At 36.9% G+C, this 18721-nt stretch carries 21 protein-coding genes and 2 pseudogenes; 10 read left to right on the top strand and 13 right to left on the bottom strand.

What is annotated here, in order from left to right; all coding sequences use genetic code 11:
* Positions 1-5: 5 nt before the first annotated feature.
* Both HMPREF0493_RS00710 and HMPREF0493_RS09155 read right to left on the bottom strand, forming a co-directional pair.
* Positions 6-713 (bottom strand): YjjG family noncanonical pyrimidine nucleotidase, encoded by a 708-nt coding sequence (locus HMPREF0493_RS00710; protein ID WP_006351307.1) that lies wholly within the window; start codon positions 711-713, stop codon positions 6-8.
* A gap of 134 nt (positions 714-847) precedes the next feature.
* A complete protein-coding gene (locus HMPREF0493_RS09155) occupies positions 848-973 on the bottom strand; it encodes a hypothetical protein (RefSeq protein ID WP_006351306.1) in 126 nt (41 codons plus the stop codon).
* 97 nt (positions 974-1070) lie between these two features.
* Between HMPREF0493_RS09155 and trpX the strand changes: the two genes are divergently transcribed.
* From trpX to HMPREF0493_RS00690, 4 genes are all read left to right on the top strand, one after another.
* A complete protein-coding gene (gene trpX / locus HMPREF0493_RS00705) occupies positions 1071-2063 on the top strand; it encodes a tryptophan ABC transporter substrate-binding protein (protein ID WP_040456749.1) in 993 nt (330 codons plus the stop codon).
* Positions 2060-2959, top strand: coding sequence for an ABC transporter permease (locus tag HMPREF0493_RS00700; protein ID WP_006351304.1), 900 nt, complete (start codon positions 2060-2062; stop codon positions 2957-2959). Before trpX ends, HMPREF0493_RS00700 begins: the two co-directional genes overlap by 4 nt.
* Entirely contained in the window at positions 2956-3717 is a 762-nt protein-coding gene (locus HMPREF0493_RS00695; protein ID WP_006351303.1) for an ABC transporter ATP-binding protein, read from the top strand. Before HMPREF0493_RS00700 ends, HMPREF0493_RS00695 begins: the two co-directional genes overlap by 4 nt.
* 244 nt (positions 3718-3961) lie before the next feature.
* A complete protein-coding gene (locus HMPREF0493_RS00690; RefSeq protein WP_006351302.1) occupies positions 3962-4318 on the top strand; it encodes a hypothetical protein in 357 nt (118 codons plus the stop codon).
* 86 nt (positions 4319-4404) lie between these two features.
* On the opposite strand, the gene HMPREF0493_RS00685 is transcribed toward HMPREF0493_RS00690, so the two are convergent.
* Positions 4405-5688 carry an SLC45 family MFS transporter gene (locus HMPREF0493_RS00685; protein WP_373282151.1) on the bottom strand — a complete coding sequence of 428 codons (1284 nt, stop codon included), beginning with the start codon at positions 5686-5688 and terminating at the stop codon, positions 4405-4407.
* A 255-nt stretch (positions 5689-5943) separates the two neighbouring features.
* Here HMPREF0493_RS00685 and HMPREF0493_RS00680 point away from each other — a divergent pair, with 255 nt between their 5' ends.
* A complete protein-coding gene (locus HMPREF0493_RS00680) occupies positions 5944-6126 on the top strand; it encodes a hypothetical protein (RefSeq protein WP_006351299.1) in 183 nt (60 codons plus the stop codon).
* 41 nt (positions 6127-6167) lie between these two features.
* On the opposite strand, the gene HMPREF0493_RS00675 is transcribed toward HMPREF0493_RS00680, so the two are convergent.
* Together HMPREF0493_RS00675 and HMPREF0493_RS00670 are read right to left on the bottom strand one after the other, a co-directional pair.
* The gene (locus HMPREF0493_RS00675) at positions 6168-6740 is read right to left on the bottom strand and encodes an SGNH/GDSL hydrolase family protein (RefSeq protein WP_006351298.1); all 573 of its coding nucleotides are present in this window, start codon (positions 6738-6740) and stop codon (positions 6168-6170) included.
* Positions 6737-7774 carry an AI-2E family transporter gene (locus HMPREF0493_RS00670; protein ID WP_006351297.1) on the bottom strand — a complete coding sequence of 346 codons (1038 nt, stop codon included), beginning with the start codon at positions 7772-7774 and terminating at the stop codon, positions 6737-6739. Before HMPREF0493_RS00670 ends, HMPREF0493_RS00675 begins: the two co-directional genes overlap by 4 nt.
* A gap of 258 nt (positions 7775-8032) precedes the next feature.
* Here HMPREF0493_RS00670 and nrdJ point away from each other — a divergent pair.
* The 5 genes and pseudogenes from nrdJ to HMPREF0493_RS08890 all read left to right on the top strand — a co-directional run bounded on the left by nrdJ (position 8033) and on the right by HMPREF0493_RS08890 (position 13337).
* A pseudogene (nrdJ, locus tag HMPREF0493_RS00665) lies at positions 8033-10247 on the top strand (ribonucleoside-triphosphate reductase, adenosylcobalamin-dependent).
* Between the two features lie 26 nt (positions 10248-10273).
* Positions 10274-10657 (top strand): DUF4430 domain-containing protein, encoded by a 384-nt coding sequence (locus HMPREF0493_RS00660; RefSeq protein ID WP_006351294.1) that lies wholly within the window; start codon positions 10274-10276, stop codon positions 10655-10657.
* Positions 10658-10682: 25 nt separating this feature from the next.
* On the top strand, positions 10683-11213 hold the full coding sequence (locus HMPREF0493_RS00655; RefSeq protein ID WP_006351293.1) for an ECF transporter S component: 531 nt from the start codon (positions 10683-10685) through the stop codon (positions 11211-11213).
* On the top strand, positions 11210-11764 hold the full coding sequence (locus HMPREF0493_RS00650; protein WP_006351292.1) for a cob(I)yrinic acid a,c-diamide adenosyltransferase: 555 nt from the start codon (positions 11210-11212) through the stop codon (positions 11762-11764). Before HMPREF0493_RS00655 ends, HMPREF0493_RS00650 begins: the two co-directional genes overlap by 4 nt.
* 916 nt (positions 11765-12680) lie before the next feature.
* Entirely contained in the window at positions 12681-13337 is a 657-nt protein-coding gene (locus HMPREF0493_RS08890) for an acyltransferase family protein (RefSeq protein ID WP_006351289.1), read from the top strand.
* Between the two features lie 17 nt (positions 13338-13354).
* On the opposite strand, the pseudogene HMPREF0493_RS09300 reads toward HMPREF0493_RS08890, so the two are convergent.
* The 8 genes and pseudogenes from HMPREF0493_RS09300 to HMPREF0493_RS00605 all read right to left on the bottom strand — a co-directional run.
* Positions 13355-13615 (bottom strand): annotated as a pseudogene (locus HMPREF0493_RS09300) (TetR-like C-terminal domain-containing protein); the annotation flags it as partial.
* Between the two features lie 418 nt (positions 13616-14033).
* Positions 14034-15245 (bottom strand): tyrosine-type recombinase/integrase, encoded by a 1212-nt coding sequence (locus tag HMPREF0493_RS00635; RefSeq protein ID WP_006351288.1) that lies wholly within the window; start codon positions 15243-15245, stop codon positions 14034-14036.
* Positions 15246-15307: 62 nt separating this feature from the next.
* Positions 15308-15547 carry a helix-turn-helix transcriptional regulator gene (locus HMPREF0493_RS00630; RefSeq protein WP_006351287.1) on the bottom strand — a complete coding sequence of 80 codons (240 nt, stop codon included), beginning with the start codon at positions 15545-15547 and terminating at the stop codon, positions 15308-15310.
* The gene (locus tag HMPREF0493_RS00625; protein WP_006351286.1) at positions 15513-15950 is read right to left on the bottom strand and encodes a hypothetical protein; all 438 of its coding nucleotides are present in this window, start codon (positions 15948-15950) and stop codon (positions 15513-15515) included. The genes HMPREF0493_RS00630 and HMPREF0493_RS00625 overlap by 35 nt, the downstream gene beginning before the upstream one ends.
* A complete protein-coding gene (locus tag HMPREF0493_RS00620) occupies positions 15943-16737 on the bottom strand; it encodes a replication initiation factor domain-containing protein (RefSeq protein WP_006351285.1) in 795 nt (264 codons plus the stop codon). Before HMPREF0493_RS00620 ends, HMPREF0493_RS00625 begins: the two co-directional genes overlap by 8 nt.
* Positions 16738-16814: 77 nt before the next feature.
* Positions 16815-17621 (bottom strand): ATP-binding protein, encoded by an 807-nt coding sequence (locus tag HMPREF0493_RS00615; RefSeq protein ID WP_006351284.1) that lies wholly within the window; start codon positions 17619-17621, stop codon positions 16815-16817.
* Positions 17605-18141 carry a hypothetical protein gene (locus tag HMPREF0493_RS00610; RefSeq protein ID WP_006351283.1) on the bottom strand — a complete coding sequence of 179 codons (537 nt, stop codon included), beginning with the start codon at positions 18139-18141 and terminating at the stop codon, positions 17605-17607. Before HMPREF0493_RS00610 ends, HMPREF0493_RS00615 begins: the two co-directional genes overlap by 17 nt.
* Complete coding sequence (locus tag HMPREF0493_RS00605; protein WP_006351282.1) at positions 18138-18638, bottom strand: hypothetical protein; 501 nt, start codon at positions 18636-18638, stop codon at positions 18138-18140. Before HMPREF0493_RS00605 ends, HMPREF0493_RS00610 begins: the two co-directional genes overlap by 4 nt.
* Positions 18639-18721 lie beyond the last annotated feature (83 nt).

Here is an 18721-nt window from a genome sequence, read left to right as displayed (position 1 = left end):
TTCAATTAATACTTCTTTTGAAAATCATTCTGCATCAATTTAACGAATTCTGGATAATTTTTCACTTCAAAAATTGGGTGCAAATGGAGCGTATTTTTACGGTGACGGTGATTGTACCAGATGCTATCAAAGCCATATTCTTCTGCACCTAAAATATCGGATTGCAAGCCATCGCCAAAGAAGACTGTTTCATCAGGACCGATCTCAGTTCGACTGAAGAAATAATCAAAAGCATGTGGATTCGGCTTAGAATAATGGGCTTCTTCTGAAGTAACAATCAAATCAAAATATTTTTTCACGCCAGCTAGTTCCAAGCGGTGATTTTGCATAAACTTTTCACCATTACTCAAAATGGTTAATTTATAGCCCTGCTTCTTCGCAAACTTCAAAGTATCTTTTATACCCGGCAGAAGTTTATGTGCTTCGCCAAAGTATGAACGATATTCGTCCATGGCCTTTTTACCATCAATCTCAATTCCAAAATGATCCTTGATAAAGTCATGAAAGGTCATTTCACTTAGCTGTTCATAGGTTAACTCGCCTTGTTCAAGTCTGCGCCATAATCCCTGATTGTAAGCATGGTACTGGCGCTGAAGTTCTTGAGATAGTGGCCAATGATGTGCATTAAAAAGACTGTGCAAAGCAAAATCTTCAGTTGCCGCAAAATCGATAATAGTATCATCAACGTCAAAAATAATTTGTTTATAGCGCAATGTGGTTAGTCCTTTCCTTAATTCTAGAATATCAATTATATCAGTTTTTAAAAATTAAATGAAAAAAGTGATTGACAACTTTTTAATAACTCTTTAAAATTTGTGACAACAAGTAATTTGAATGAAAGGAAGATTTAACCATGTTTAAGAATGTAGTAATCAATCGTTGGCAATTCCAGCACTAGAGTTGTTTCTGCACGCTTATTAAAAGCACGGATGCGACTCAGATACTTTTCGCATCTGTGCTGGTAAATCTTCATAAAAAAGTAGCCCGCACGGATTTAATAAACGTGCGGGGTTTTTTGGACATTTCCCGTAAAACGGAAATGTCCTTTTTTGTTTATGGGAGTCGGAAAAATGAAAAGATTAATCGGAACAATTATTGCTCTCTTCGCCTTTTTAGTTGCCGCATTTGTTGTAGAGGTAAATAAACAAACTACAGCGCAAAAAGAAATGGTCGTGGGCATTTTACAAACTATGAGTCACCCAGCCTTGGATCAAATCTACCGCGGTATTATTAAGGGTCTTGAAGACGAAGGTTACCGCAAAGGTAAAAATATCCAAATCGGTTTTCAAAATGCCCAAGGCGATCAAAGTAATTTGAAATCAATGAGTGATCGTTTTAACCAAAGAAATGCGGTAGTAACAATCGGAATTGCGACACCAGCTGTTCAATCTTTGGCTAACGAATCAGGCGACACGCCAGTAATCATGGGTGCAGTCAGTGATCCACTAGGAACGCACTTAGTTAAAAGCTTGAACCATCCTGGTGGCAAAGTTACCGGAGTGCAAGATCGTCAGCCTATTCCAGCTCAATTAAAATTGTTGCGGACGATTTTACCTAAAGCTAAACGGATCGGGGTTGTCTACACCTCAAGCGATAATTCATCCGCATCTGAATATCGTGAATTTAGAAAATTAGCTGAAAAAGAGGGCCTCACAGTTCGTCCATACACGATCACTTCTACCAATGATATTGAACAAGTTGCCCAAACCATGGCGGGCAAAGTTCAAGCAGTGTATGTACCTACCGACAACACCGTTGCTTCAGGAATCGCCACCTTGCTTAAGGCAACTAACGAAGCAAAGATTCCTGTTTTTCCAGCTGCCGATACCATGGTTAAGTCAGGTGGTCTTGCCACTAGATGTGTGTGCCAGTTCGACATGGGAGTTTTAACTGGTCACATGGCCGGACAAATTTTGAAAGGTAAAAATCCAGCAGATACACCGGTTAGAAAAGTGACCAGCTATGAAACTATGATTAACCAAAAAGCCGCAAACGAATTAAACATTCATATTCCAGACAGCGTCATCAAGGCTGCACAAAAGAAAGGACGGATCATCAAATGAGCCTTATTACATCAACTATCGGGCAAGGTCTCTTATGGGGAGTCTTAGCCTTAGGCCTATTTCTCACTTTTAGAATTTTAAATTTCCCAGATATGACTGTTGAAGGAACATTTCCCTTCGGTGCAGCAATTTGCGTCAGTGCTTTAGTACACGGCGTTGATCCGGTGCTGGCTACCATCCTTTCATTTTTAGGCGGGATGCTTACAGGGTTAGTTACTGGACTACTTTATACCAAAGGCAAAATTCCAGTTTTACTTGCCGGAATTTTAACCATGACTGGTGTCTACTCAGTCAACTTGCGTATTTTAGGTAAAGCAAATGTCGGCTTGCTCAACAAAGCTACTTTGCTTAACGAGAAGTTTTTACAAAAATTGCCTACTAACTTCCCTACTATTGTGGTTGGTCTCTTCTTTGCAGTATTGATTATCCTTTTGTTAGCTGTTTTTCTAAATACCGACCTTGGTCAAAGTTTCATCGCAACTGGTGATAATGAAAAAATGGCTCGCTCACTGGGTATCAACACCGATAGCATGAAGATCCTAGGCTTGATGCTTTCAAACGGCTTAATTGGTTTAGCTGGTGGTTTGATCGCCCAAAACGGTGGTTATGCCGACGTTAACATGGGGATCGGAACAATGGTTACCAGCCTTGCCGCAATCATTATCGGCGAAGTCGTTTACGGCAAAAATTTAACTTTAACTGCTCGTTTAATTGCCATCATCATCGGCAGTATCATCTACCGTTTGATTTTGTTATTAGTTTTGCAACTAGGCTTCAGCACCAACGACTTCAGATTGATCTCCGCAATCATCTTAGCTATCTGCATGATGTTGCCATTGTTTGAGAAAAAGTTCCATGTACGTAAATTATTGAAAAAAGGAGTTCAAAAACCATGAGCACAATTTTAGATTTACAAAACATTACCACCACAGTTAATGAAGGTACAAACGAAGAAAAGCAAATTCTCAAAAACATCAACTTAAAACTGGAAGATGGCGACTTTGTGACCTTGCTGGGAACCAACGGTGCAGGTAAATCTACCCTGCTAAATATCATCAACGGCTCCATTTTTCCCACTACTGGGAAAGTCCTCTTAAAAGACCGTGATTTAACTCCTTTATCTGAAGTAAAACGTGCCAAGTATATTGCCCAAGTTTTCCAGGATCCTAAGATGGGAACTGCTCCAAGAATGACGGTTGCCGAGAACTTACTTTTAGCTACTAAGCGTGGTCAACATCGTGGCCTGCGCCTTAGAGGGCTCGATAAACACATGAAAGAATTTGAAAAAGAGACTGCTCAGCTGCCTAATGGATTAAATGAGCGCTTAAATACTTTCGTGGGCAATCTCTCAGGTGGTCAGCGCCAAACACTCGGTTTCTTAATGGCTACCATCAAAAAGCCAGAATTATTGTTGCTAGATGAGCATACAGCTGCCCTTGATCCTAATACCAGCCGCGATTTGCTCGAATTAACTGATCAAGTTGTACGCGAAGAAAAATTAACCTGCATTATGATCACCCACCAATTAAAAGATGCCATTAAGTATGGCAATCGGATGGTAATTCTGAATAGCGGGCAAATTGTATTAGATGTTAAAGGTGAAGAAAAGAAAGAATTAACTGAAGAAGATATTTTGCAATATTTCACTGATTAGTTATTTTTACTCATATGTTCCGTAAAATAAGCACTATGAAATGGCTTTAATTCTGACTAAAATAAGAATTGAGATCATAATAAAGGGACTTATACTAAGAAAACAGTTATCTAAAATAGATAGCTATTTTTATTTATTTTGCCAATTTTTAACTAAAAATAATTGAAAACGTTATTCTAGCAACATTTGTGAGACCTAAATTATTTTCAAAAAAATTCAAATTATCCCTTGAATTTAATAATATATGTTAGACGCAAAGAAATTAGCTAAAGTTGTTTCAGTCGCAGTTGCTTCAATGAGTTTATTAGGTGTCAGTGCTTCAGTTACCGAAGCTGCTAGTTTCACTGCCCCAAAGTTGGGTGTTGCAGAAGTTGCTCCTACTAACCCAGCTATCAAGAAAAGCGCCAAGATCTTCGTTACTGTTAAAGATACCAAGAATCAAAAAGTCGCTGTTTTAAACGCAAACGGTGGAAAGCTCGCTAAGACAGTTTCAATGGGTTCAACTTTCACTGCTAAGGATGTTAAGAAGACTAACGGCAAGAAGCTTGTTAAGATCAGTGGCAATCAATGGTTAGACACTAAGGATGTTGTTAAGGATTAATAAAAATATTCAGATCTAACAAAATGAATAACTAAAAAATGCACGAAGCCAAATTCTGACTTCATGCATTTTTATTTTGGTCTAAATTATTTTACGTAGGTTTCTTTAATGCTGATAACTGATAAAGCAGCTAAGAATCCTGAAATACCAGTGATTAACATCATAGCTGGCATTGAGTTACCTACCATTGGGAAAATGATAAAGCTGAGTAATGAAGCGACAATCTGTGGCAAACAAATTGAACAGTTGAATAAGCCAAGGTAGGTTCCCATGTGTTTACCTGATAAAGCGTTAGATACCATAGTCAATGGATAAGTGTTCATCCCTGCCCAGCTGATTCCGATTAAAATGAATGAAAGAATCAGCAGCATTTGTGAATGAACCAAGAAAATTGAAGTGTAGCCAATTGCACCTAATGCCAAACTTAAGCCGTAGCCTAACTTATGACGATTGTTTGGTACTTTAGCCAAAACATATGACCAAATTACAGCCGCAATTGATTGAACAGCAGTCAATACACCGAACCAGTTACCTGCAATTTGGTAGCCTGCTGAAGAAGCGGAAGTGGTGTTCCATACGTTTTGCGCAATCGCACCAGTTGCATAAGTTGAAAGGTATTGGAATGAAATCCAGCTGAAAAATTGGACTAATGAAACTTGCCAAAATACTTTTGGCGCTTTCTTTAGCAATTCAATCCAACCGCCACCTTCTTTGTTATCTGATTCCTTGATACCGTGGTAACGAGCATAAGTTTCTGGATCATATTCATGAACTCTGAAGATGGTGAACAATGAAGTAATTACCAAAACAGCTGCACCAACATAGAATGAAATGACAACTGATTGTGGCACTACACCCTTCTTAGCGGTGTTGGCAACACCCAAGCTGGTTAGCAAGAATGGGAAGAATGCAGCAATTACGGCACCAAAGTTGGAAAGCATACTCTGAATTCCGTAAGCATATGACTTTTGATCGTCGTTGACCATATCACCGATCATCATCTTAAATGGTTGCATCGCCATGTTAGAAGCGACATCCAAAACAGCGATTGCGACAGCACCAAAGATAAGTGCTTCTAAGGATCCATATCCTAAACCGAAACTACCGACGTTGGGCAAAATGACCATCGTGATAACGGCAAAAATCATCCCGATCAATAAATATGGCAATCTTCTCCCGATTTTAGGAATCCAAGTACGATCTGATAAGGATCCGATTCCTGGTTGCACCACCAGACCAGCAAGTGGTGGCAAAATGAAGAACCAACCTAATTTTGTTGGGTCAGCCCCTAAAGTTTGGAAAATTCTACTCATTTGTGAAGTTTCCAAAGTAAATGCAATTTGTACGCCTAAATAACCTAAGCTAATCATCCAAATAGTGGAAGCGGCTAGCGTTGGTAAACCTGATTTTTCTTGCTTCAAGTTCTCTTTCTCCTTCTATATAAATCGCTTTCATATTTTAATATGATATCGATTTCAGAAAGAGCTTTCAATATGATTTGCTCTGTTAACGGTAACTTAATTGCATAAACATTTCTTGATTTTTCTAAAATCGGCATACTTAATCTACGCTCTCTCCATCTCTTGGTAGTAAAATATTCTCATAGATTATGGAGGTATGAAACTATGCTTTCACTTTTGTTAACAATTTTCTTGATTTGGCTTTTCTTCAAATTGGGGGTTGGCTTAATCAAGATTTTCGGCTTCTTACTCATTGCCGGATTGATTTTCGTATTTTGCGCATACTTGCTCGTCCCATTCCTGGCTCTGGTAGCCGTGGGTGGATTGTTGTTTGCGGCAATAAGATAATTTAATTGAATAAAAAATAAAGAGGCCTTTCGGCCTCTTTTTTACATGCTCTTCAAATTTTTAACAATCAATTTAGCTAATATCTCATAGCCTGCATCCCCAAAGTGCAAACCATCATTTTTCATTCCTTGGGCAGTCTTCTTGATGTCCCCTGCATCTAGCATCGCCTGACATAAATCCGCATATCTAAAATGATATTCCTGAGCGACTTCTTCGACTGCTTTGGCATATTTTTCTGCTAAAGCATTATCGCGCACAAGCTGCTTTTCCTCATCAACGGCGGGTGGCGAAACAAGCAAAACATGTGGCGGATAATATGCACAAATTATCGCTGAACAAATCAATTCCATATTTTGCTTAAATTGCGTTAACGGTACCTGCTTATGCGTTGCCAGATCATTAGTCCCAAGTAAAATTACCAAGTTATCGCACTTTTTCACGCTCAAAACTAATTCATTAAGTCTTGCAAAAAACGCACCTGAATTGATCCCCGACACTGCAGTATTTTCAATTTCTACGTCAGGTAACATCTTTTTTAAATTCCAGCTAATATGCGGCTCTTCTTTGCCTTCATTGCGTGCGATGATGCTGTCGCCTGTCAGTAATAATCTCATTTTAGAACTGCCTTCTTCTTACTCTTTTTAGTTGGCTTAATGCCTAAAACATCCAAGAAGAAAGTAAAGATTGGCACACCTACGATCAAGCCCCAGGTGCCCCAGAAATGTTCTGCCACAAGCAAAACCAAGAATGTGTAGAAAATTGGTAATTCAGTCTTGCTGGCCATGAACTTAGGATTTAAGACATAGGCTTCAACGGCGTGAATAATCATGATCATAATGAAAATATAAATCACGTAGCGAATGCCGCCTACTGAGTAGCCCACAATACTTAGCGGAATCAGTGAAATGATTACACCAGCAACTGGAACCAAACTCAAAATGAAGACCATCAAACCTAAGGCGACAATCTGTGGCATTCTCATTATAGCCAAACCGATCATTGTCAAAGCTGTGTTACAAATCGCAATAAAGAATTGGGCCTCAAGCACTACACCAAAGGTATTGGTAAATTTTTTACCGAAGTAACAAATATCTTCAAAGAGCCACTTCAAGTAGCCGCTTTTAACGAATAAACTAGAGAATTCTCTCATCTTCTTTAATTCAATCGTGTAAAAGAAACTTAAGATCAGTGACATAAATGTCGCGATGGTCAGCGTGCCGATATTAGTAGCAGTGTGAAAGGCAAAAGTCATAGCGTGCTTTGCCTGTTCAATCAACTCACCTTTACTAATGTAACGCGTTACGTACGACATCAAACGCAACGATTCATCGCTTTCATAAAATGCCATAACGGACTTCACCATCTTACTGATTTGCACCACCAGCATGGGCAAGTAAACCGTTATAATGAAATACAATAGCGCCAGAATTATCAGATACATGACGACAACTATTATCCCTGTCGGCATCTTAGGAATGTAACGCTGTACTAAACGAATCAGGTGCACGATTACGTAAGTAAAAATAAATGTTAACAGAATCGTATTCATCATTGCCCGCATCTCGTACAAACAAGCTACGATTAACAAAAATACGACAACTCTACGCAATGGCACATTGTCTTTAAATTTTTGCCAAGCTGTATTCATGAATCAAACCTCGTTTTTTCCATTATTTTTGATTGTAACATGATAATTTTCTATATTTTTTGCTTTCTAAAGCTATACCACATTTTATCTAAAATTTTTTCTAATTTATTAGCCCTATTCTGATGGGATTTGCAGTTTACAAATCAATGCTATCCGCGATAATTTTCTACAAACCACAAGATATTGTGGTACATTTAGATATGTGCTCATACATAATGTGTTTTGTGAAACAATAATAATCTTTTAGGAGTGAAAAACATGCCATCTACTAGAATTGAACTAGATCAAAACTTTATTGATCAAGTGAAACATGAAATCAAACCTCACTGGGGTGAACTTGGCTGGGTAACCTATAAGAGAACTTATGCCCGTTGGCTTCCTGATCAAGATCGTTCAGAAAACTGGGATGAGACAGTTAAGCGTGTGATCGAAGGTAACATCAACCTTGATCCACGTCTAAAAGACTCTCCCTCTAAAAAAGTTATCAGCGAATTGACCAATGAAGCTAAACGATTATTCCGTTTAGTTTATGGCTTATCAGCTACCCCTTCAGGTCGTAACCTTTGGATTTCAGGAACCGATTATCAAAAACGGACTGGCGATTCATTAAACAACTGCTGGTTCATCGCTATTCGTCCTCAAGAATATGGCGACAGTCACATCGTGCCTTCTTACATTGATAAGAGAGAAAAAGCTGTCTCCATGCCTTTCTCCTTCCTATTCGATCAATTAATGAAGGGCGGCGTTGGCTTTTCAGTTGTAAAAGACAACATCAAGCAAATTCCTAAAGTTGATCAAAAGATCGATTTAACAGTAGTTATCATATGATGCTTCTGTTAAATTAGGTGCTACTGATAAAGAAGAATGGCAAAAGCAAAATCAAGATAAAGACGATTACGTTTACTACGAATTGCCTGATACTCGCGAAGGCTGGGTTTTGGCAAATGCTCGACTGATTGATATGCACTTCAATGCTACTAATCCTGAGGGCAAAAAGAAGTTAGTCTTAGATATCAGCAACATTCGCCCTTACGGTACTAAGATTCATGGCTTCGGCGGCACTGCTTCAGGTCCAATGCCTTTAGTTGAAATGTTCTTTGATATTAATAAGGTTATCAATCCTAAGGCCGGTGAAAAATTAACTGCCGTTGACGCAACTGATATCTGCAACTTGATTGGTAAGACAGTTGTTGCTGGTAACGTTCGTCGTTCTGCTGAACTTGCTTTGGGTTCAAATGACGACCAAGACTTCATTAAGATGAAGCAAGATAAAGATAAGCTTTACCACCACCGTTGGGCATCAAATAACAGTGTTGCAATTGATTCTAAATTCGATAATTACGGTCCAATTGCCGACGGAATTTTGCATAATGGTGAACCTGGCGTTGTTAATCTTGAACTTTCTCGCAACTACGGCCGAATTGTCGATGGTTACCAAGCTGGCATCGATGATAACGTCGAAGGAACAAACCCATGTGGCGAAATTTCCTTATCTAACGGTGAACCATGCAACTTGTTTGAAGTCTTCCCTTATGTTGCTGAAAAACAAGGCTGGGACTTAAAAGAAGCCTTTGCTTTAGCTGTTCGTTTTGCTAAGCGTGTAACCTTCAGTCACTACGATTGGGAAATATCAAGAAAGATTATTCAAAAGAATCGTCGTATCGGTATTTCAATGTCTGGTATTCAAGACTGGATCTTGTCACGCTTTGGTCACCGTGTTGTTACCGGTTGGGAAGATGCTAAAGATCCTGAAACTGGTGCAGCAATTAAGAAGCCAATCTATGATCCAGAAATCGTAAAGACCTTCGATGGCCTTTATAAAGCAGTTGTTAAAGCTGATAAAGATTACAGCGATGTTTTAGGCTGCAACACTTCGATCAAGCACACAACTGTTAAGCCTTCAGGTACTGTAGCTAAACTTGCAGGTGTTTCCGAAGGGATGCACTTCCACTACGCTGGCTACATGATCCAAAGAATTAGATTCCAAGCTTCTGACCCATTATTGCCAGCCCTTAAGGAATGTGGTTACTACACTGAACCTGATATCTACACTAAGAATACTATTTGTGTAGAATTTCCACTTCGTGCTGCTAACGCTGACAGCAAGCAATTTGCATCTGCCGGTACTGTATCAATCGGCGAACAATTTGCTACGCAAGCATTTTTGCAAACCTACTGGTCAGATAACGCCGTATCATGTACCGTTACTTTCCAAGATGGTGAAAGCAAGCAAATTGCCCCACTTCTTCATCAATACCGCCACATCATCAAGTCAACTTCACTTCTTCCATACTATGGCGGCAGCTTAAAACAAGCTCCAAAAGAGCCAATTAATAAAGAAAAGTATGAAGAAAGAGCTGCTCAAATCAAGGGAGATGTTGAAGCAGTCTTCATGAAGCAAAACGATGATGAAAAAGACCTTGAATTGGTTGGTCAAACCGATTGTGAAGGCGGAGCATGCCCAATTAAATAAAAATCAAAATTCTTGGAGGATTAAAAATGAATAAATTAGTTAAAAAGCTCGGTTTACTTTTCACTGTTATCCTGTTATCCTTGGGTGCTGTTGGCATCGCAGATGCAAACCATAGCCACGTTCAGGCTGCTAAGACAATCAGAGTTACATATACTTTGAAAAATAATAAGAAAACAATTGCTAAAAAGAATATTAGAGTTAAAAAACATACTACTGTTTTAGCAGCACTTAAAAAATGCTGGAAAGTAAAGTCTTCTGGCGGTTTTGTTACCAGCATTCATGGCTATAGCCAAAATAAATCTAAAAAGCTTTATTGGACCTACACCGTAAATGGTAAATGGGCTAATGCTGCCAACAAAGTTTATCTACACAACAAAGATAGAGTCGTGTGGACACGGAGCAAATTTTAATTTTAAAATGGAGTGATTTAACAAAATGTCGACTACTACACATAAACAAATTAAGCGACTTGCTTTATTAGCAATTTTGACGGCAATGGCTGTCGTGCTAAGAGTGGCGCACATTATTCCGGTTCCAAACGTTCAACCAGTAACTGATATCTTAATGATCTCAACTTTGGAAATGGGATTTGGATTTGGAGTCGCACTAGCAGTCTTGGTAATGGTCATTTCCAACATCTTCTTAGGTTTCGGAATTTGGACTTTGCCGCAGATCGCTGCTTATGCTGTTTGTGTGTTAGTAGTCTTTTTGTTTGGCAAAATTCCCGTTTTTCGTAAACATTTTTGGCTGCAAATTATTCTTGCTACCCTGCTAGGTTATGTCTATGGCCTTATTATTAACTTTGGCATGTCAATTTGGGGTGGCTGGGAAGCCTTTATCGTTTACACTGCTGGCAGTTTCTTGTTTGATACTTACCACTGCATCGGCAATTTTGTCTTCTACCCTATTTTGTACAAGCCATTAACTCTAGCACTTGAACGATACAATCGAGGAAAGATGAAATGACAATCAAAATTTACACTAAAGTTGGCGATCAAGGAACAACCAAGCAGGTCAGCGGCAAGATGGTGCCAAAAGATGATCTGCAAATCGTTGCTTTAGGCGATATTGATGAATTGCAGTCATACATCGGAGTGGTGATTGCAAATTTATCAGAAAAATGTTTGAGTCTAAGCGATGAACTGCATGACCTGCAACGCAATCTCTACTTGCTTGAAGCCGATATCGTAGTCAAGCATCGTCAGGAAATTGATGATAAAAAAGTTAGCGAGTTGGAAAGCAGAATTGATGAACTAACTGCAAAAATTCCTAAAATTCCTGAATTTATTTTGCCAGGAGGAATGAAAACTGGAGCTAACTTACAATATGCACGGACAATTGCTCGCCGAGCTGAACGCTCATTGGTAAAATTGAACCGTGAAGAGCAAAAATTGGCTCCTAGCAACTTAAAATACATCAATCGATTATCTGACTATCTTTTCACTTTAGGACGTTATGCGAATGTTCTGGATGGATATACGGAGGTTAAGAGCAAGATTAGAAAAAATAAAAAATAAAGAAAAGCATGGTATTGAAAAATTCAATATCATGCTTTTTTCTCCATGAGACGTCGTCGTTTAAAAAAATTGAAATTTTTTCGGTAAAAATCGATTTTTTTACGTACTTAATAAATAGAGGGGAATATATAACTCCATAAATTTATCCAAATACATCCTATTCTCTACACTTTCCCCTCACTCTATATTTAAACTTCTATTTGCATTTTTTTGGTAAAGAACCAGCTTACATATTGTAAGTTGGTTCTTTATTTTGTAACCATTTGTTAACATTATTATGTTTTTTTGATCACATCTTCCGTTTATAATTTTTTAATATTAGTATTCAAAGGAGCTATATTTGTGAAAACAGAGAAAAAACATCGAGTTTATTTATACGAAGTTGATCTAATGCGATGTTTCTTCATGTTGGCCGTTCTCGCCACACACGTTACATCGCATTATACCGACGCTTTCGTAAATGGCTCGCATTCACATGAATTAATGTTAGCCAGTCACATGATGCTGCACTTTGCACGATATGGTTTTATGTTTCTGGTATTATTTTTGGTTTATTATAATTCATTTGAAGAAGTTTTGGATAAAACATATCGGCAATATTGGTATCCCCTACGTATTCTGGATGGGAGTTTCCCTTTTCATTACCATGTAGCTATTCCATAGAGCTGATTTCACTTGGAACAACTGGTTTACTACCTGGCTTAACGATGTACTATATGCCAAACAGTTCTACCTCTACTATTTGTATGTCACCATGCAGTTCTACCTGGTCTTTCCTTTATTGGTTTGGCTATTTAAGAAAACTGAGGACCATCACAATACCGTTTTAGCAATTTCAGCTGCAATTCAAATGATCATGCTGTTCTACGTAAAGTAGATTTTTCCAAATCAAAGTCATGCTGGCTGGCCGTTCCTCTTGAAGTATTACGGCAATAATGTTTTCTTCTACGAAGATTATTTCGTCCTAGGTGGATATGTTTGGATTCATTATGATACTGTTAAAAAATGGATTCGAAAATATCGTTATTGGATCTACTCAGCGACTGTCCTGCTTAGCTTGGGAACAATTCCGCTATACTTGTTCAACGCAAAAATCATGAACTTCCATCGTCACCTTTCCCAGCTTGCTCACCAACCATACATTATGGTTTATTCAACGGCAGTCATCTTATCTGCGATCTCTGTTTCATTGAAATACGCAGAAGTTAGAACCCAACCTAAGTGGCAACGCTTCTCCAAGTTGGTCAGAATGACATCTTTATTATCATTCGGTATTTATTTGACTCAAACTGCACCAATAATTTTGCTGGATCACTTCCTAACAACCGTTAACATTTACGTTCCAAGCTGGCAATTATTGATCATGTTGCCCTTTGGATTGCTATTCGTAATTGCTGTAGCTTGGCTCATTTCCTACTTCTGCTTCAAGGTTCCGCCATTAGGAATTTTGATTGGACGACCAAATTGGAAAAAAGAAAAAGGCAAAAGCTGCCTAATAAAAAGATCGAGCTTTGATAGCTCGATCTTTTTTGTCCTAATTTTTTCAAGCAAATCTATTGGCGCTAACATTTGACTAAAATTTAGAATCTTTGAAAAGTGTTCAACGCTTTCGGGATGAGGATTGTCTATCCAGGCCCTAATCAAACTTAGTAATCCATCGATAAGCAATTCTTGGGCATAATATGATGGAATTTTATCAGTAAGATGCACGTTATATAACTGGGCTCTGCTTCTTATCTCTTTAGTTAAGATCGCCCGCAGCTTTTGCCAAAAACGCTGATCACCATTATTTGAAAAAAGCACCCTATACAGATCACGTTCTTGATCAATTGCTCCTATAATTCCATTCAAAAAGAGATAGTTTTTACGCCACAGATCTGTTTTATCCTTTACTACTTTTCTGATAATACTTTGACGCTCTTTTTGAAAATTGATTTTAAGATCATCAAATAATTTCTGCTCGAGCTTATCCAGTAAATCATATTTGTCTTTGTAATGCAGATAAAAAGTACGACTCTCAAAAAAACCGCGTGCAAAAATTGCACTTTAACAAATTAACAGGGTGCACTTATTGTGCATCATTTACCTTTATACAAAAAATTAACCTTAACTTATCTTCGTAAAACGTTGATAAATCAAGGTTAATCATTAAAAACGAATCTTTCTAATGCTAACTAGAAGCTTTTAGTTCAACACTTTTAAGCCCTATAACAGCAATATTTGTAAGTCTTTCTTCGCACTTAAATGTGCCTTTAGTCAACACATTTAACTATTTTTCTCCTATTAATAATTGGGTCATTTGCTTATCTATATCTGGATTGATTCCAACATAAGTATTCATAAACATTTGAAGTGAATGTCCCATCTTTTCAGCTGCCCATGGATATGACATCCCTGGAGTATTGGCTAATTTAGTACACATTGTATGTCTAAAAGAATACATGCTTAATTGTTTACCATTAGCTTCAATCCCAAGTTTTTTACAAATTTCTTTAAGCATATCATTAATACTCTTCTGCCTAATCGGTCTGTTACTAGATATGCTCTTATAGTCATGCAAGTTGATCAAAACTAAGTCCAAAGGATTATCAAGTTCATGTTCTTTTAGAAAGGCTGACTGCTTGTCCCTGTAGCGCTTGAGCAATATTACAACTTCTTCAGGTACAGGTGGTAATACCCTAGAATAACCTTTAGGTCTTGCCTTTAAACTACCGTTAAAATCACTCATGTAATCTGACCAACTGTCATTTATCTTGAAAGTCCAAGCGTTATTTTCAAAAACTATATTGCTAAACTTGATAGCTTGTAATTCTCCTATACGCATCCCAGTATAACTCTCAATTAAAATAGCTAGTTTGCTACTCCAATTCACTACGGAACTATGCTCTAAATCCTTTTCAATTAAAGCTCTAATTTCATTTAACTGGGTATCAGTAAAAATGTACCAATCTTTTGAAATTGAAAATTCGTTTTGTCTAAAGAACACTTTCAATGGAGCTTCCGGCACTGGATTTTCTTCTATCCCTTTACCTTGAATTGATTTAAAGAAATTACGCATATGGATTAAATGTTTAGCAATAGTGGAAGATTTGCTAACAGTTGCTTTGTTCTTGTCTACGTAGTCATGAGCATATCTTGAAACTAATGCTGTAGTAATATCTTTAACTTTAGCTTTTCCAAAATATTGCTTAAAAGCATTAGCTGACTCTTGCCAATTCTTCAAGGTAACTGGGCTAATTGAACTAGCCCGTTGATTAACATACCTCTGAAATGAATCCGTAAAAATTGCATCCCCTTCACCCAAATGGAGATTAGCCTTATATTCTGACCACATAGTCTTTTCTTTTTCCTTGGCTTCCTTACGTGTATCAGCATATTCAACAGGGATGGTTACTCTTTTACCAGTAACAGGGTCTACAGGTTGTATTCTGATTCGATATTTTCCTTCGTATTGTCCTTTTTTGATTTTTAAGATTGCCATTCTATTTATTCTCCCTATTAAAAAAGGAGTACTAAATATGGTACTCCTAAATTATAAGCTGATTAACTCTTTTCTTTCAAATTAAAGTCATCAATGTAATCAATCCAGGCTTGAACTTCATTTACCAAGTAATATTTACGTCCTCCTGCATAATTTCTATGTGTTGGGCACTTCCTCAGCTTATTTACCCTAGCAATAGTTTGGTTAGACTTCATAACTCGCCAAAGAGTTGTTTCACTCATACCTAGAGCTTCTGCTAGGGCTTTTCTATTTAACCAATTTTTTCTTTCTTGGACTTTCATTTGGTAACCATCCCTTTGCACTCTTATCACCATGTTTTTCAAACTCAACCTTGCTAATTTGATTTAACGTATCATTCAAATCAAACAGTTCTCTAGTTTGCTTTATTTCTCTAATCTGCTTATTCACCAATTTAGAAGGATAATAATGCCCTGGCGTTTCAGCATTGCTTAAATAAAAATTTAAATAGTCAAAAAAAGATTTTAATTTTTCTTCTCCTAACGCTTGTTTTATTTCAAAGAGTGTTCCCGCTGATCCTCTATATAAGAATGTTATTATCTTCCTATATAGGATAAAGTCACCATTTGATTTTATCTCTTCTCCTTTATAACTAGGTGTTTTAACAATTTCTGCAATTTCTTTCCAAAAAGGAGTTAATTTATAATCTGTTTTTTTCTCAGTCATTATTAAAAACTAATTTCCAATGCTTATTAACGTAACTGGCTAAATATGGTTCAATATTATCTTCAGCCAATGTTGAAACCATAGCTCCAATTTTATGGCACTCTTTATTCTTGAATTCCCCTTCAATTCTCACCCAATCATGACAATTAATTGCCAAAGTATGATAGATACCTTTATTATCCATCTGCTCAATTTTTTTATTATAAATTCGTAAATAGACATCGGAATATCTGCTTCCAACATAAATAGTATTAATTTCGTCACTTCTACCAATGTATTGGATTCGATTAAAGTTGATTCTTTGCTTAATTGGATTAATAAATACATACTCACCTGATTTTAACTTTTCATAAATCGAAGTTACAGAATAACCTTTATTAATTAAATCAATAGCAATGTCAATTCTTGTTGCATGCCCCTTAAAGCGTTGATAGATTACAGTGATAATCTTTCGCCAATTAACGTCAATTCCATTAAGCTGGCAAAGAGATTCATAGAGATATTTTCCAGTCGCGGTAAAATCAATTAATACTCCCATATCAGCACGAGTTGGATTATACATTACTGATATTAATCCGCCTTGTTCACTGGCTCCCCACAGTATTGAATTAGTATAACCATTCTTCCCTGTTGGTTTTTTAAGCGGTTTATCAAAAAGTAATTTAAATTTGAAATACCTGTCAATTGCTTTAATGACATTCGGTTCATCTGTATCTTTTAAGGAGCTTTCATTAATTGGAACTGTAAAGCGGATTTGGTCAATTTTTATATTCTTTATTGCTTTCATTTTTATTTGGCACTACCCCCGTTCTACTAACTGGGTGTGAGCTGCCGCTCTGCTAAAAACCATTCCATTTTTACAGCTCACCATTTCCAATAACTACTTTCATCTGCAAATTTTCTTCTATTTGCTTTGGTATCCAAAATATTTAAAGTTTTAGGAATATCTAAATTTGTAATATCATCTGATACAAAAACTTGCGGAGTGCTAGTACCTGATAAATCAGTATAAATTAATCCATGCCCTGGCAACGACTTAGGAATACTTAATGATTTTACATCTACTCCCGGAAATGCCATTCTCAAAGTATCAGAATCAGGATTCCCTCCCATAACAATACGAGTAGATAACTCTAAAGTAATGTCTCGCTCAATGCTATATGAACTTAATCTCTGCCCTGATAAAATCAAGAAGTATCCTAATTGTCGACCACGATAAATTAACTGCTTTAAATAGGAAAGTATCTCGTTTTTCAAATTCTTGCTTTCACTTGCCTCTGCTAAAGTTGCACTTGTTTCATCTAGGAAAATTACTACTGGTCGCAAATGATAATCTAACCAGTTCCATCCCCAATGATAATTGAAATGTTCATAGCGATTATTTAAATTCTGAACTGCTATACGTAACATACGTGCAATTTGATTAGGAGTCGCAGAGACACGTTTTTCACCATTGACAAGATAATTCTTCAAATTATACAAATCACTGCGTTTACTATCCGCAATTTCCAACAATCCACCAAACTTTTGAATAATTCTCAAAGCTATAAGAGTTCCTGTAAACGTCTTACCTGTACCAGGTAATCCCATCAATAAAATACCAGCAGAATTAACTACTGGTATTGGATGATTGGAATCAATATATATGGCTTTATTATCTAAAATCTGCATTGGAAATTCTTCTACCTTGATTAGGTTCAGAATACAGCATATATATAGCGCAATCTCGCTTACTGATTAATTGTGCGGTTAGTCCAAATTGCTCTTCCAACCTATGTTGAAGTTGATAAATATTATCAGCATTGGGACAGCCATCTGGCAGTACTTTTATTTGAACAAAGTCTCTTAAAAACTTCACCTCAAAAATCGGTCCATCTAATACTTGACGATTATCAATTAACATTGAAAGAGATGTTGGCGTTCTTAAATTTACGATCTTAGCTGATTTGGCTACTTTAAGCAATTTATCGCGATAAATTTGCTCTTTATCATCTCTTAACGTCGCTTTCAAAATTCTAAAAGCTGGATATAATATACCTATTAATAAACAGATATCAAATATCTTGGCTTTATGCGTGATTACGAATCCAATTGCACCAATAATAAAAGCTAATAATAAACAAAAGACAAAAATATATAGATCTACCATATAATCTACAATTTTACTTTTTTTGGTATCGTATTTCATCATAGCTTTGAAGCTTCTATTGGAGAAATATTCACTTTTTCTGCTTTTGTTGCATTCAAGCTTTCGCCGCCGATATACGCGTAATGTGCAATATCCTTAAACCTAACTACAATAGGCTTCGCTTCTCCTAACATAATACTAGTTAGTTCATTATCGCTAATGATTGGTTTACTATCTTTGACCTTGATCGTAAGCAACGTACCTACCTTAGCTTTTGATTTTTTGGAGATTGTTTTTACTACGTAGACAGTTGCAGTATGCACATCACCAGAATCATTATCCGTAGTCTCTTGGTATTCGGCAGAAACTAAAACATAATACGAGCCAATTAATGCAGGAAGTTCCTTGTTCATCAAAACCTGAACAGGAGTATTTTTATTTTCACGAACATTAGCAAAAGTACTACCTAATTTATTTGCAGCTACTTGAGTAGTAACACTGTTATTGACATTTTGGGTTGCTTGAAATCTTGCAACCTTATTTTTTATATCTTCAGACATTTTTAGTCTCCTTACTTGTTTTTTCTTGTTTTGCCAGCTGACAATATTAAATATACTTTGAAACCCTCAATTTGTTAGTAACT

It is taken from the genome of Lactobacillus amylolyticus DSM 11664, assembly GCF_000178475.1.
GTDB classification, from domain to species: Bacteria; Bacillota; Bacilli; order Lactobacillales; family Lactobacillaceae; genus Lactobacillus; species Lactobacillus amylolyticus.
Note: the sequence above shows the minus strand (reverse complement) of the source record. Positions and strands in the feature narration are given on the sequence as shown.